The sequence below is a fragment of the Dictyobacter sp. Z7_2 genome (assembly GCF_057551105.1).
This window is the reverse complement of record NZ_BAAJPE010000001.1, coordinates 2537794-2551544: the sequence shown is the minus strand read 5'-3', so window position 1 is coordinate 2551544 and position 13751 is coordinate 2537794. Positions and strand designations below refer to the sequence as shown.

The 13751-nt window shown below is 48.7% G+C and carries 9 protein-coding genes; 6 read left to right on the top strand and 3 right to left on the bottom strand.

The genetic code is table 11. The features are described 5' to 3' along the window. Positions 1–180: 180 nt before the first annotated feature. Positions 181–2112, top strand: coding sequence for a right-handed parallel beta-helix repeat-containing protein (locus AC27N8_RS10155; RefSeq protein WP_487066558.1), 1932 nt, complete (start codon positions 181–183; stop codon positions 2110–2112). Positions 2113–2119: 7 nt separating this feature from the next. On the opposite strand, the gene AC27N8_RS10150 is transcribed toward AC27N8_RS10155, so the two are convergent. Continuing rightward, positions 2120–5140 (bottom strand): tetratricopeptide repeat protein, encoded by a 3021-nt coding sequence (locus AC27N8_RS10150; RefSeq protein ID WP_487066556.1) that lies wholly within the window; start codon positions 5138–5140, stop codon positions 2120–2122. Positions 5141–5363: 223 nt separating this feature from the next. On the opposite strand from AC27N8_RS10150, the gene AC27N8_RS10145 reads away from it, so the two are divergent. From AC27N8_RS10145 to AC27N8_RS10125, 5 genes are all read left to right on the top strand, one after another. Then, positions 5364–6062 carry an alpha/beta fold hydrolase gene (locus AC27N8_RS10145; protein ID WP_487066554.1) on the top strand — a complete coding sequence of 233 codons (699 nt, stop codon included), beginning with the start codon at positions 5364–5366 and terminating at the stop codon, positions 6060–6062. A gap of 314 nt (positions 6063–6376) precedes the next feature. After that, on the top strand, positions 6377–6934 hold the full coding sequence (locus AC27N8_RS10140; protein ID WP_487066552.1) for a hypothetical protein: 558 nt from the start codon (positions 6377–6379) through the stop codon (positions 6932–6934). Next, on the top strand, positions 6931–8079 hold the full coding sequence (locus AC27N8_RS10135) for a methyl-accepting chemotaxis protein (RefSeq protein ID WP_487066550.1): 1149 nt from the start codon (positions 6931–6933) through the stop codon (positions 8077–8079). The genes AC27N8_RS10140 and AC27N8_RS10135 overlap by 4 nt, the downstream gene beginning before the upstream one ends. Positions 8080–8315: 236 nt before the next feature. Next, positions 8316–10049: a thiamine pyrophosphate-binding protein gene (locus tag AC27N8_RS10130; RefSeq protein ID WP_487066548.1), complete on the top strand. Its 1734-nt coding sequence runs from the start codon at positions 8316–8318 to the stop codon at positions 10047–10049. Between the two features lie 139 nt (positions 10050–10188). Beyond that, a complete protein-coding gene (locus AC27N8_RS10125; RefSeq protein ID WP_487066546.1) occupies positions 10189–11205 on the top strand; it encodes a 3-oxoacyl-ACP synthase III family protein in 1017 nt (338 codons plus the stop codon). A 221-nt stretch (positions 11206–11426) separates the two neighbouring features. Here the strand turns inward: AC27N8_RS10125 and AC27N8_RS10120 are convergent, their stop codons facing one another. Together AC27N8_RS10120 and AC27N8_RS10115 are read right to left on the bottom strand one after the other, a co-directional pair. Next, positions 11427–12323 (bottom strand): heme NO-binding domain-containing protein, encoded by an 897-nt coding sequence (locus AC27N8_RS10120; protein ID WP_487066544.1) that lies wholly within the window; start codon positions 12321–12323, stop codon positions 11427–11429. Positions 12324–12388: 65 nt separating this feature from the next. Further along, a complete protein-coding gene (locus AC27N8_RS10115; RefSeq protein ID WP_487066542.1) occupies positions 12389–13483 on the bottom strand; it encodes a nitric oxide synthase oxygenase in 1095 nt (364 codons plus the stop codon). Between the last annotated feature and the right edge of the window lie 268 nt (positions 13484–13751).

The following is a 13751-nucleotide window of genomic DNA, read 5'->3' as shown; positions in this document are numbered from 1 at the left end:
GGAATCAATAGCTCCCTCCATACTGCAATATATGGCTAAAACAAAATACTTTCTGTCAAGTATTATAGGATGTTGTGTGCTAACATTCAATCGTAAATTGACCATGGCAGAAAGATTATGAGATATTCGCGCTACCGCGTAGTAGCGCGCTGAGCCAGATTATTTTAGGGAGCAATACAAATGAAAAAAGAATTTCATGTGGCCGTTATCGGAGACGATTTTTCAGAAGGCAGCAAGACACATCCTTTTCGAAGCATTTCCCAGGCGGCAAAGGTCGCAGAGACAGGTGACAAAATCATCGTCCACGAGGGTGAATACCGTGAATGGATAAAGCCTGAACACAGCGGCTATAGCAATATCAATAGAATTACATACGAAGCAGCTGAGGGCGAAAAAGTCGTCATCAAAGGTTCGGAGCGCATACAGAACTGGGAAAAGCTTGAGGGTACAGTGTGGAAAGCGCTTCTCCCAAACACGCTTTTCGGTGAATATAATCCCTATAAGGAGACTGTCAGCGGCGACTGGATGATTTATCCGGATATTTACCGTCACACCGGAGATGTCTATTTGAATGGAGTATCCTTTTACGAGGCAAATTCCATCGAAGAGGTGAAAAACGCGCAGAAGCGCGAAGGTGTAGTCGTTGTTCCGTGGACAATGAAATTTGAAAAAATACTGCATCCTGAGCAGACAATATATCAGTGGTACAGCGAAGTAGACAATGAGAACACGACCATTTATGCAAACTTTCAGGGCGCAGATCCGAATAAGGAACTGGTAGAAATCAATGTCAGAAAATGCTGCTTCTACCCTGTGAAAACGGGCATGAATTATATTACGGTAAGAGGATTTGAGATGGCTCAGGCCGCCTGCCCATGGGCTCCGCCAACTGCCGATCAACCCGGCCTTTTGGGTGCCAACTGGAGTAAAGGGTGGATCATTGAAAACAACGTTATCCACGACGCAAAATGCAGCGCCATCAGCATAGGGAAGGAGGCCTCCACCGGTCATAACCTCTCCACACGCAGGCATCAAAAGCCTGGCTATCAGTACCAGATGGAGGCGGTCTTCCGTGGTCTCCAGAGCGGCTGGAGCAAGGAGAAGATAGGCTCGCATATCATCCGTAACAATGTCATATACGACTGCGGACAGAATGGCATCGTCGGCCATCTGGGCTGCGTTTTCAGCGAAATTTACAATAATCATATCTACAACATCGCGGTAAAGCATGAGTTCTTCGGCTACGAGATCGCAGGCATCAAGCTTCACGCTGCTATCGACGTGAAGATCCATCACAACCGCATCCACAACTGCACGCTCGGCACCTGGCTCGATTGGCAGGCCCAAGGAGTCCGCATCAGCAGTAACCTCCTCTACAACAACGACCGCGACCTGATGATGGAGGTCACCCATGGTCCCTATCTGGTCGACAACAACATTTTTGCGTCCGATTACTCCTTCGACAACGTTGCCCAGGGCGGAGCGTATGTGAATAACCTCATCTGCGGCAAAATGCGTATAGAGAAGGTGCTGGATCGCTCCACACCCTATCACTTTCCGCACACCACTGAGGTGGCCGGCACAGCAGTGGTATATGGAGGCGACGACCGCTTTTACAACAACATCTTCGTCGGTGGCAAAGACATCGAGAATTGTGGGACAGCCGGCTTCAATCCAAACACAGTCTCCTATGAGGAATATGTCGAGCAGGTGCTCGGTCACGGCGTCGGAGACCTCGATATGTTTCAAAAGGTCGAGCAGCCGGTCTATATCGCCGCCAACGCTTATTTAAACGGCGCTGAAGGCTTTGACCGCGAAAAGAACGGCTACTATAGTAAGGCATTTGACCCCGACGTAAAGATCATCGAAGAGGGAGACACGGTTTATCTTGATATGAACGTAGAAAAAGCGTTGCTAGACATTCCAGCAAAGATCGTTTCTACCGAAATGCTCGGAACAGTACGCATTGTGGATGCCATTTTTGACGATCCGAACGGCGAGCCGATTGCCCTCGACACCGACTACACCGGGGCACTCAGGGAGGGTAAACCTGTCGCAGGGCCGATTGAGGGACTTAAAGCGGGCTTCAATCACATAAAGGTCTGGAACTGACTTATCCTTACGCTCTTGCTTCGTCGGATCCCTGCAAGGCCTGAAGGCGCTGACGTGTTTTGCAGGTTTTAGGGTGTTCCAGACCCAAAACCTGCTCTCGAATGTGCAAGGCTCGATGGTACAACACCAGAGCAGCTTCCCATTGTCTTTGTTGTTCGTACAACCTGGCATAATCGTGAAGCGTCTCTGCCACATCTGGGTGACCGGAACCCAGGCTCTGCTCTCGAATGCGCAGAGCTCGTTCATACAGGGGGATAGCCTCCCCATATCTTCCCTGTTTGTAATACACATTCGCAATGTCGTTGAGCGGAAAGGCTACCAGCGGATGGTCTGGTCCCAGGCTCTGCTCCCAGATATGCAGAGCTCGTTCATACAGGGGGATAGCCTCCCCATATCTTCCCTGTTCGTAATACACAAGTGCCAGATTGGTGAGCGGGGAGGCCATCTTTGGATGGTCTGGTCCCAGGCTCTGCTCTCGAATGCGCAGAGCCCGTTCATATAGAGGGATGGCCTCTCCATATCTTCCCTGTACCTTATATACGTTTGCAATATTATTGAGCGGAGAGGCTACCTTTGGATAGTCTGGTCCCATACTCTGCTCCCAGATATGCAGCGCTCGTTCATATAGGGCGATGGCCTCCCCATATCTTCCCTGCTCGTGATACACTCTCGCCAGGTTGTTGAGTGGAAAAGCCATATTTGGATGGTCTGGTCCCAAGCTCTGCTCCCAGATATGCAGCGCTCGTTCATACAGGGGAATGGCCTCTCCATATCTTCCCTGTTCCTTGTATACTATCGCAATATTATTGAGCGGAGGGGCTACCTTTGGATGGTCTGGTCCCAGGCTCTGCTCCCAGATATGCAGCGCTCGTTCATACAGGGCGATGGCCTCCCCATATCTTCCCTGCTCGTGATACACGAGCCCCAAATTGTTGAGTGGAAAAGCCATATTTGGATGGTCTGGTCCCAGGCTCTGCTCCCAGATATGCAGCGCTCGTTCATACAGGGGAATGGCCTCCCCATATCTTCCCTGCTCGTGATACACTCTCGCCAGGTTGTTGAGTGGCTTGGCCACCAGCAGAGCATTTGATTCCAGGCTCTTCTCCTCCTGATCCTTCTCGCCTTGCTTCGTAGAAAGGATTGCTATGGTGTTGTGTGCGAGAGCTCTGTCGGGATGTTCCAATCCAAGCTGGCGTTCGCGGATGTGCAGCGTAAGCAAGAAGAGGGGTTCTGCGCGTGCGTACATCCCACGTTCGTATAAGTAACAACCAGCCCTGTAGAGTACCTCTGCCGCTTCGGGCGAGAAGACCTGATACTGTTTAATCAAAACCTCACAGTTCAGAGCCTGTTCCAGCAAACGTTGAGCGATGGGCCAGGAAGCAACCTCCTCCGGCTCGTCAGGGAAAACGTGATAGACCGCACGCACAAACCGTTCGGCCCAGTGGTGCTGCTCTGCTGGCGTCAGGCGCGCCTGTTGCACTGCCTGCACCAGACGATGTAGACTCAGCTGGCGCTCTTGTCCAACCCGTTTGATCAGCGAAAAGGAGAGCAGCGTGGAGAGCATCTGGTTGAAGCGCCACCGATCGGCAACCGCTTCTCGCAGCGCCTGGGGCCAAAACAGTGCTCCCTCGATCACCAACTCTTCAGGGATAAAATCAGGGGCAGCAAAGGCACAGAGCTGCAAGAACTCCGCTGCCGCCGGATCATCCCGTTCAATTTGTTCAAAGGCCAACTGCCAGGTGGTGGCGATCGAGTCGGCATAGCCCGTCATTTGGTTGCCCCGGCGTGCGAGGAGGCGATGCTGATAGGCCTGATACAATTGCAGGTAATCGGCCAGGTCACAGCTCGTTTCTTCGAGATAGGCACCGGCCTGATCGATAGCCAGGGGGAAAGACCCGAGAAGCCGGACAATCGCACTCGCCTCCGCTTGCTCTTGTAGGGTGGCGTTATCGCGCCCTGCTCGCCGTAAGAGCAACTGGGTGGCATCCTCTAATGATAAAATATCGATCTCTATCGACGGCGCCAGAGCGACCGAAGCACTGGCACGGGTGGTAAACAAGATGCTTCCCCAGCCTTCCTTCGGCAGATACGGCGGCAACCACGTGAGGTCATCGGCGTTGTCATAGATCAGCAGCCAGGGCTGGGGACACTGTTCGAGCCAACGCAGGGCATGGTCAATCAGCACGCGTTGTTTCCTATCTTCCTTTGCCCTCAGCTCAGAAACGTGCTCGGTAAAAGCAACAAAGCTTGCCATGGCAGCTTCCTCGCTGGCAGCGTTGATCCAGATAGTATGTACGTAGCGTTGCTGTGCTCTGGCCTGGTAGGCGTATTCAATAGCAATCTGTGTTTTGCCGATGCCTCCCAGACCCTTGATGACCTGAGAATACGTCTGGGCCACCAGGGGTGGTGATGGAGACGCAGATGCGGCGAACTGCTGATGCAGTTGCTCAAGCACCATCTGCCGTCCGGTAAAGTGGGGATTACGTAGAGATGGCACGATCCAGATACCCCGTTCACGAGCGTCCATGGAAATCTCGTTGCTCCCACTCGCCTGTTGCGCTCTTTCGTCAGATGAAGATGAAGAGATCCGATCGCGTAGTGCATCAAGCCAGCGCTCATCCAGTGGGATCTTTTGATGCGCCTGTTGCCAGATGGCACGAATCTCCTCTTCCTCCTGCCCGGAAGCCAACGCGTGCTGTTCGATAGCGTATGCCAGCAGTCTTTGCAAATGGGAGGTTTTCGGATAACTCTCGCCAACTTCCCAGCGGCTCACGGCTTTCCGAGAGATACCAAGCAGCGTGGCCAGGTCAGCCTGAGTCAATCCAATGGTCGTGCGCAGGCGCACAAGCGTTTGAGCAAAGGCATAGTCGCGCTCGCTATAAGGAAAATGGTTCATCGTGATCATCCTTCCCGTATCCTGTGGGAGCGCATCAGAGAGAGGAGGAAAAAGGATCTGGGCATCAGTATTGGGCAGTGCTGGGCAGTGTTGGGCAGTGCACTGGATCTGATCTGTCGGTATACTTCTCATTGTTGGATACGCTCCACGTGGATCCATTCTGATGGGGGAGATCTGGAGGACTGTTCAGGGACTTCAGATCTCCCGTGGTCTTCTTCCCTATAATAGCATAATACCAGAGGATTGGAGAGAAAACCAGAGCTTCGGGAAAAAAAGGAATACCACCACACAGAGCGCACAATAAAAAAAGGACGAGCAGAGCATTCTGCTCAAGAAACACCCAAGGAGAACATTCATGAGTACATCCCCATCATCGAAGCCAACCATTATATTTGCCCACGGAATCTGGGCAGACGGCTCATGTTTTAACAAGGTGATTGCGCCACTTCAAGCAGAGGGATATGAAGTGATCTCAGCTCAATATGGGCTTGATAGCGCCGAAGCGGACGTGGCTGCTGTCATCCGTACGCTAGGGCGTGCCAGCAATCCTGTTATCCTGGTTGCTCACTCCTATGGCGGATCGGTCATTACCGCTGCTGGAACCGACAAGCGCGTGGTTGGGCTGGTATACATCGCTGCGCTTGCCCCAGACGAAAGTGAGACGTCGCAGAGTCAGCAAGGCCAGTTCCCGACCACAGAGATCTTCTCTCATGTTAGCCTCTCGGATGGACGAGCCTGGATGCTGCCGTCAGGCATTAAAGCCTTTGCAGGAGATCTATCCGAGCAGGAGCAGCAGGTCGCCTGGGCGACCGCCTTCGCGCCCGCTGAAGACCTGTTCCAGCGGAATGCTCCGGGGGTTGCCTGGAAGTCAAAGCCGAGCTGGTACATTGTAGCCACGCAGGATAAAACCGTCCACCCTGAATTGCAACGCTTCGTATCGAAGAGAATGAATGCAAAGACCTATGAAATTGCCAGCAGTCATGTCCCGATGCTTTCCCACCCTGATATCGTCCTTGAGGTGATCCGTACTGCAGCACAGTCTGTTCAAGGATAATCCACACCAGCAGCAAGCGTGCTGGGACCAAAGGCTGATGAAGGACTAGCAAGTGCTTCTCAACAAGGAACTTCTGCTGAAATACGCGGCAGAAGTTCCTTTTTCTCTGTGCTAAACCCTCCTGCATTGGAAGCGGAATCGCTCTATGACTTTTGAGTCACCAATGGCGGCATAGAGCAACAAATTTCGCATTTCTTCGATAACAAGGTGAGACTACAAACACAGCCTATTCAACAGTATAGAGATATGCCAAATAGTCTTCAGAAACAAAGCAAGCATAATCACAACCTTATTCATTTATGAGGAGAAAAGTATTGGGAAACGATCCTTTAGATGTAGGTGTGGGTCTGGAGTTCAGTCTTTTTATCTTAGAAAGATATCAGCGCAATGGGCTGTTGCAGGCTGAGCTACATCATGTGCCTGGAATAAAAGGCAAATGTATTGGCTATCTTCAGCTTGCTAAAGGCAAAGTAACATCTTGTTCTGTCAAGAAAGATGGGCAACATATATTGATAGATAAAAACACGCTCATACGCGTGGACAATGAGCGTGGCCCATTCGAGTGGAAACTCACGGCCCTTCCAGACCCACCCTCATCCAAGCCAAGTGAGGAGACGCCTGTTACAGAAATGCACTCACCAATACCAAGGAAGACGGCGCCACTTGATCGCGAGTTAGAACGATTAACAGGGTGGACATCTACTCAAAAGTATATGTTGTCTGCAGTATACGACGCCATCGATGGAAGGAGAACCATTGATGAAATCAAAAGAGAAATTCCACTGACGCCAGGAGGGATTAATGAGGCTTTACGTATACTTCTGGCCCTAAGAGTGATTATTATTCCACAAGGAGGAAGCGAAATAATATGAACAAACCCATCACATCTAGTTTGCCGACAGAAAACAATCGGCGCTGGTCTCCAGATGATTTAATAGACCAGCCCACTCAAAGTAATAATCTGGTTCAATGGTGGTATAGCCACACCGCTATCCCTGAGGTTGCTACCAACGCAAGCTTTATTAAACGCGAGGCATCGCGCAAATCGCATCTACTTTCTACGATTATTTTTTGGCTCTTCGTGATGTTTATTTCGTTTATCCCAGCATGTTTCGTCGTTCCCAACCATTACATTATCTTTGTTGATCTTGGGATGCTGATTATTTGCCTCATGGCCATTTTTTTCAATCGGTCTCAACAGCCAAAAATAGCCAGTATCTTACTCGCTGTTGGTTTTGAATTAGCTCTCACTGCGGTTATCTTTACCACTCTGCCATTAGACGAACCAAGTATCCAGCAATATGAGCTTTTTGTGTTTGGCGAACTTCTTTGTGTCTCGCTTTTGAACCCTGGCAGTGTCTTTCTCGTTATGCTCTACAATATTGGTGTGATTGCGGCCAGCCTCTTTTTACAACCTCATACAGCCATTCTGGCACAAGACTTACAGGCACAATGGGCTGCTATTCTGATCAGGCCAGTCGCTGTACAATTCCTGGTTGCATTTGTCAGTTGGTTATGGGTTCGTAGTGCGTTCCAGGCCATCAAACGTGCCGATCGTGCTGAGATGATCGCCAAGCTAGAGGAGCAGTTAGAAGTGGAGCGACGTACACTGGACGAGGGTATTAAGCTTATTCTGGATACCCATGTCGCCGTAGCAAATGGAGACCTCTCTGCTCGTGCACCTCTTACTCAGAATAATGTGCTGTGGCAGATCGCACGTTCATTAAATATGCTGCTTGATCGCTTACAGCGGGCATCGCGAGCAGAGAAAGAGCTGCAACGCGTAAGGCAGGCGGTAACTTCAACGGTACAAAACATTCAGTACGCGACGCAATTAAATCAGACGCTTAGCTTGCCTCTCACACAAGTTCCCGAAATCGATCCACTGATCGTTGAGATCCAAGGCAAAACGTTTTCTTATGGTCCATCTCTCTTTGGAAATCGCACAACCGGTACTGCTACGCGAGACGACCCATCAATGCGTGCCGATGACGACACTCACTTCCCAGGCATATAGAACATACCTTTCATCTGCGCTATCTTATTTCAAAAACAGATACGCTATAGCATAAAAGGTTGTAAATATGGCAATAAAGATCTCCTGAAAATAGTCAAGCCAAGACTTCGGGAGATCTTTATGCCATCTTATATGTCTTGTATTCCTCTCGGAGCGAGATCTTTGATAAAGGTTTTTTCGCTCGCTCCCCTCTACTTTTGTGATGCTATTCTTCTTGTCGAAAGGATTCGTTCGCAATGGAGTCAAAGAAATCATTATCTGCCGTCCATGTTTTGTTACAGGCACTTGAGGAGGAGGGGGTTACCCATATCTTTGGGGTTCCTGGTGGCCCCCTTGTCCCCTTATTTGAAGCCTTAGATCAAAGGCAACATATTCAACCTATTCTGGCTAAACACGAGGAAGGCGCCGCTTTCATGAGCGAGGGCTATGCTCGTGTCAGACACGGGTTGGGAGTCTGTTGTGCTACCAGTGGACCAGGCGCGACAAATGCTCTTACAGGAGTTGCCAGCGCTCATAGTGATTCAATTCCTTTGCTGGCTTTGACAGCTCAGGTTTCCACAAGTGCCTTCGGAATGGGCGCAGTACAGGATAGTAGTAGCGGTAACTGGAATGTAGATGTGGTTGATGTATATCAAGCCGCAACGAAGCTTTCTCTGATGCTGCAAAGTGGACAACAAATGCCACAAATGATTCGCCGTATGCTACGTACAGCGCTTTCAGGCCGCACAGGTGCTGTCCACCTCAATCTGCCAGCAGATGTGGTGAAACAGCCTGCCACGGCGATGACGCGTCCTATTTCAGCGTATCGCTCGCACGTCGTTCCGGCAGGAGACCCCGAGGCAATCGCACAAGTAGCACAAGTATTGCATAAAGCCACGCGACCAGCTCTCCTTGCGGGTCATGGTGTCAACCTTGCAATGGCCTGGAAGCCGTTACAGCGTATCGCCGAAGCCTTACATATACCCGTGGCCACAACGCTCAAAGGCAAAAGTGCCTTTTCAGAAAGGCATCCTCTGTCGTTAGGCGTCTTCGGATTTGGCGGTCATCCTCTCGCAGAAGAGTATCTGTATTCCGAGGCAGTTGATGTGTTGGTTGTTGTGGGAAGCAGTCTGGGTGAATTCCAAACAAATGGCTGGGATCAGCGTTTAGCACCCGAACATCGGATACTTGTGCAGATTGATCTCGATCCGCAGATGATTGGCAATATTTACCCTGTTGACTATAGCATTGTGGGCGACGCAAACTCTATCCTCTCAGCGCTTGCCGATGTCCTCACGACGTCAATGCCTGCCATACCACGCGAGACATACCATATATTGGAACAGATGCATATGAAGACTCCCCGCTATTATCAAGCCGAGGCGCTGCAAGAGGGAAGCGAGACGCTTAAACCACAGGCAGTGGTTGCTAAGATGAGTGAAGTATTACCGGATGAAACATTGTTCTTTGTCGATAATGGAAACTGTCTATCGTGGGCAGGCCAATTCTATGAGGCTCGCCAGCCGGGAACAGTATTCTTTGCGACGAATGTTGCTTCAATGGGATACGCGATTGCGGCCGCCATTGGTGGTCAGATCGCGGCCCCTCATACGCCAGTTGTGGCTCTGCTCGGCGATGGTGCATTTGGAATGAACGGTATGGAGGTTCATACAGCGGTAGAGTATAACCTCCCTGTTATCTGGATTGTCCTCAACAATGGAGGACATGGTATGGCTTATAATGGAGAAATCATGCTCACCAACAAATCATATCTGACCATTTTTCAGCAGCCTCTAGACGTCGCCACCATTGCACGCAGTCTGGGAGCACATGCCTTCAAAGCGCTTAATCTTGCCGAATTTGAAGAAAGTTTAAAGCAAGCGCTTGCTTTACGCTTACCCTGTATGATTGAAGCTGTGGTAAACGTTGACGAAATACCTCGTTCGCTACAGCAGCGAGCAGATACCCTCAAAGCTTTTTTTGGCAAGTAGAGCACTTTCAAGACAGGTGACAGGAAAGTTTTTTCGAAATCTGTGCTTGTCGTATAAAAGATTGCTTGTAACGACGTTAGCAATTATATATATGATCGGTTCGTGGCGCATCGCTTTACTTAGAGAAGGATGCATATAAATGGGATTATTTAAACAGCCGTCTTTATTCTTTCAATCGCATGGCATGCAGCGCAGCCAACCAAAACGTGTGGGTATCAAAGCGGCAGGATATAGTCTTCCTCCCCACGTTCGTTATAACGATGATCCTATCTTTGAGCAGATCATTAAAGAAAAAAATGCGCAAGGGATATCAGAAGCAGATCTTTTTACGGGCATGAAAGATCGGTGCTATTTACAAAAAGATGAACGACTGGAAATGCTGATGATAAACGCTGCACGTCAGGCCATGCAGCAAACGCATCTGGATCTGGGAGATATTGATCGGCTTTACGGCTACGCATCAGTACCAGAATTTTACACGCCCAATGGTCTCTACGCCGTTCATTATGGACTGAGACTTCCTGAACAGACATTGGTTATCCCTATCAATAACGAATTTAGCACTTTTTTGCTCAGCGTCATTGAAGCATGCAATGCTATTGTGGCAGGATATAGCAGGCATGCGCTGGTCGTGTGTGGAGTCAACTGGACAAAGTATATGGATTATACACAAGGGCATGCTCTCAGCGTTGGAGATGGTGCGGGGGCTGCTGTTGTGGGTGAGGATGCCGACTTTGTATTAGTTGACTATGCGACGCAAACAATCAGCGGACAATATGGAGCCATGACTATGCAGGTGCGTGATGGTGGTACTCCCACGTATAAAATTATGGAAGATGAGGGGATCTACTCATTCCAGGTGTCAGCAATGCAGGGGATACCAGAGATGGTTCGAGCTTTATTGAAAAAGCATGGCCTGATAGGAAACGACATTGCTCTGATTACTCATCAGGCGTCCCGCGTGCTTATGGATCACTGGTCCCAACAAATTCAGCCAGGAGAATACCTCGACACGCTAGAGCAGTTTGGTAACTTGACCTCAGCGTCTTATCCTGTTACGCTGGCATATCATTATCCAACGATTAAAGCCGATTACCTTGTACTCGCTGCGGTTGGGGTAGGCTATCATCAAACGGCCTTGCTCTTTCGGCGCTAGTATTTCGGCTGTGGTCCTAACTCCATCCAGGAGTAGGCTACGGATAAATGTCGCGACCTCGTAGACTGCAATCAAATGAAGAACCGCTCTGAAAGCGTCAATATTTTTCTATCGACATTATTCATGCTGATAGAAAAATATGACGCTTTCAATACGTATGAAGCAACATGATACGACAAGAACTCATTCATCCTTTTGCTCTTGATGATCCTCAATGGTTCTTAGATGGAACGATTTAAGTAGCCAGAGAACGATCTATCAGGGTTCGGCGCATTCAGGCGCGGTACCTGCCAAAACAAACGCGTAGTAAGTGTGTCTCCCTCATATGCTGAACTCGCTACATACCCAACAATGATCAGCTGCTCTAGAAGCGTGTGAATAGAAAACAGACGAAGATGGGCATGTTTTCCCTGGAGAGCTTTCATGATTTGGGATAAAGTAAGAGCGTATTCTTTTCCGGTCGGAAGAACTTGAAGCAATAGCACTTCGAGTTCTTTTTGTTCCTCATGATGTGCATTATGATGTGTAACCGCAGGCACTCGCTTTTTCCCTTTCATTGGGGAAAAATACACTTGAAAACGGCATGCAGTTGCACCTTGTAGCATACATGTCTGTTCCAGGATATGAACCTCCTGGTGATAGCGATGTGCTGCACCCTCAATAGCACCATGGAGGATGGGACATAATTTGCGTTCATTTTGATAGACTAAAATGAACTCATTCGCATCTTGAGAAATCATCTCATAGTTAAAGAGTGGCGGTGTTATCAGAGAGGACGCTTGCTTCATCTGCTGATGGGCTTGACTCATCATGAGCAGTAGATCGCGTGCATTTGTGACTTGTGAAAGAATTTGATCACAAATACGACTGGTCAACCCATTAAGAAGAAAATAGTGTCCATACTCACGTAAAAGAGCTGGTAAAGGCATATGAGTATCTTCGCTCACAAAAGAAACTGCCTGGACGACTAAATCATCTTGATAGACACGATCGATGATTGGACGTGTCGCAGCAACCCCACCAAGTTTGTATGCAGCTTCCCTATAGCGTTTAAAATAATGAGTTCCAAATCGTTCCTGGACAAATTTCTCAAATGTCACGAGAATGAGACCGTGCATATTTTATTCCTTTTTCTTATCTGACACCAACAGCGTGTAAAATGATGGATGTCTTCAAGGTGTTCTTATTCAATTTGAGCCGTAAATTGTGGGGACCTTAGCCCATCATGCATTGGACAATGAAAAACGGGAGTCGTTGCCGCTGACATAGGTGGAACGATCCAACCCCAGTCGGCCACAACATCTCGTCCTGTTTCTCGCTCACGTTGCATAAATGTCATAAATTGCTGCGAAGCGGTATGATGATCGACGATCATAACATGATGCTGTGCAAAGGAGGACAGGACTGCAACATTCAATTCAAGGAGTGCACGATCTTTCCAAAGAGAACGATTTTTTCTGGTAGAAAGGCCCAATTTCTCTGCAATGACAGGTAGCAGATTATAGCGTTGTTCATCTGCTAAATCGCGTGCCCCAATCTCAGTGCCCATATACCAGCCATTGAACGGAGCAGCGGTATAGGAGATTCCTCCGATCTCCAAGCGCATCTGAGAGAGGGCTGGAAGGGCATACCAACGTATCTGCATATCCGCAAACCAGGGATAGTCAGGATGCTCTATAGGAACCTCAAGCACAATCTCACGAGGCAGTTCAAAAAGACCAGGTGCACAATGAGGAACTTGAATGGCAACTGGAAGCAGATCAAAGGCACTGCGCCTTGCAGGTTCTTGCCATCCCCACTCTTTCATCTGCTGCGTCAAAGCGATATTGCCACGATCTCCTAAGACCGTGCCATCTGGTAATACATATCCTGCATACGAGATAATTTGTGGATTTATGATGCGTATCCCCATTTGATGAGGTAATTGTGGTGCAAATACCGATATGAGCGGTTGAATTTTTCCATGGTTGGTGGCAACAACTATATGCTGAATCAAGGCGGCAAAAATATCAGCCGCACTTGAGAGGTGTCGTTGATCAAGCAGTTTCAAGGATTGCCAGTGAAGTCGACCAATACAGCGAGAGCTATTGCGCCATGCCAGTCGTGCGCCATAAAGGAGCTCTTCAGGAGTATGAGCATAATATCCATAGCGCTCTATCTGTGATTGGACTTGAATAGAACGCTCTTGTGTACCTTGCCATCCTTCTTGCTGGAGGAACAAATAATATGCCTGCGCGGCCTCTTGTAAATTTTTACTGTCATGAATTTCTTTTAACAACAGGTTCCTTCCATTCTGGTGAAATATAAAGATCTCTATTGAACCAATATAATAAAGATTGACTATATATAGTGTCAAGAAAGCATGCGTATAGTGCTAAGAAGGTATAGGAGTATTTGGTATTAGATTATTTCTTTCCTTGTGAAGACCTGAGAATGTATACTTCTATTCTATGACTATATGGGCTGCTGCGAATAGGAATACACCAACACTGTAAATATTCAGAAAGAGGATCTAAAAGAGGGAAGGACGAGCTGTCCCAGAAGCG

Bases quoted from the DNA above. Each gene is read 5' to 3' on its own strand.
- AC27N8_RS10145 (WP_487066554.1), top strand. From the start codon at position 5,364: ATGAGTACATCCCCATCATCGAAGCCAACCATTATATTTGCCCACGGA.
- AC27N8_RS10150 (WP_487066556.1), bottom strand. From the start codon at position 5,140: ATGAGAAGTATACCGACAGATCAGATCCAGTGCACTGCCCAACACTGC.
- AC27N8_RS10125 (WP_487066546.1), top strand. From the start codon at position 10,189: ATGGGATTATTTAAACAGCCGTCTTTATTCTTTCAATCGCATGGCATG.
- AC27N8_RS10120 (WP_487066544.1), bottom strand. From the start codon at position 12,323: ATGCACGGTCTCATTCTCGTGACATTTGAGAAATTTGTCCAGGAACGA.
- AC27N8_RS10155 (WP_487066558.1), top strand. From the start codon at position 181: ATGAAAAAAGAATTTCATGTGGCCGTTATCGGAGACGATTTTTCAGAA.
- AC27N8_RS10130 (WP_487066548.1), top strand. From the start codon at position 8,316: ATGGAGTCAAAGAAATCATTATCTGCCGTCCATGTTTTGTTACAGGCA.
- AC27N8_RS10135 (WP_487066550.1), top strand. From the start codon at position 6,931: ATGAACAAACCCATCACATCTAGTTTGCCGACAGAAAACAATCGGCGC.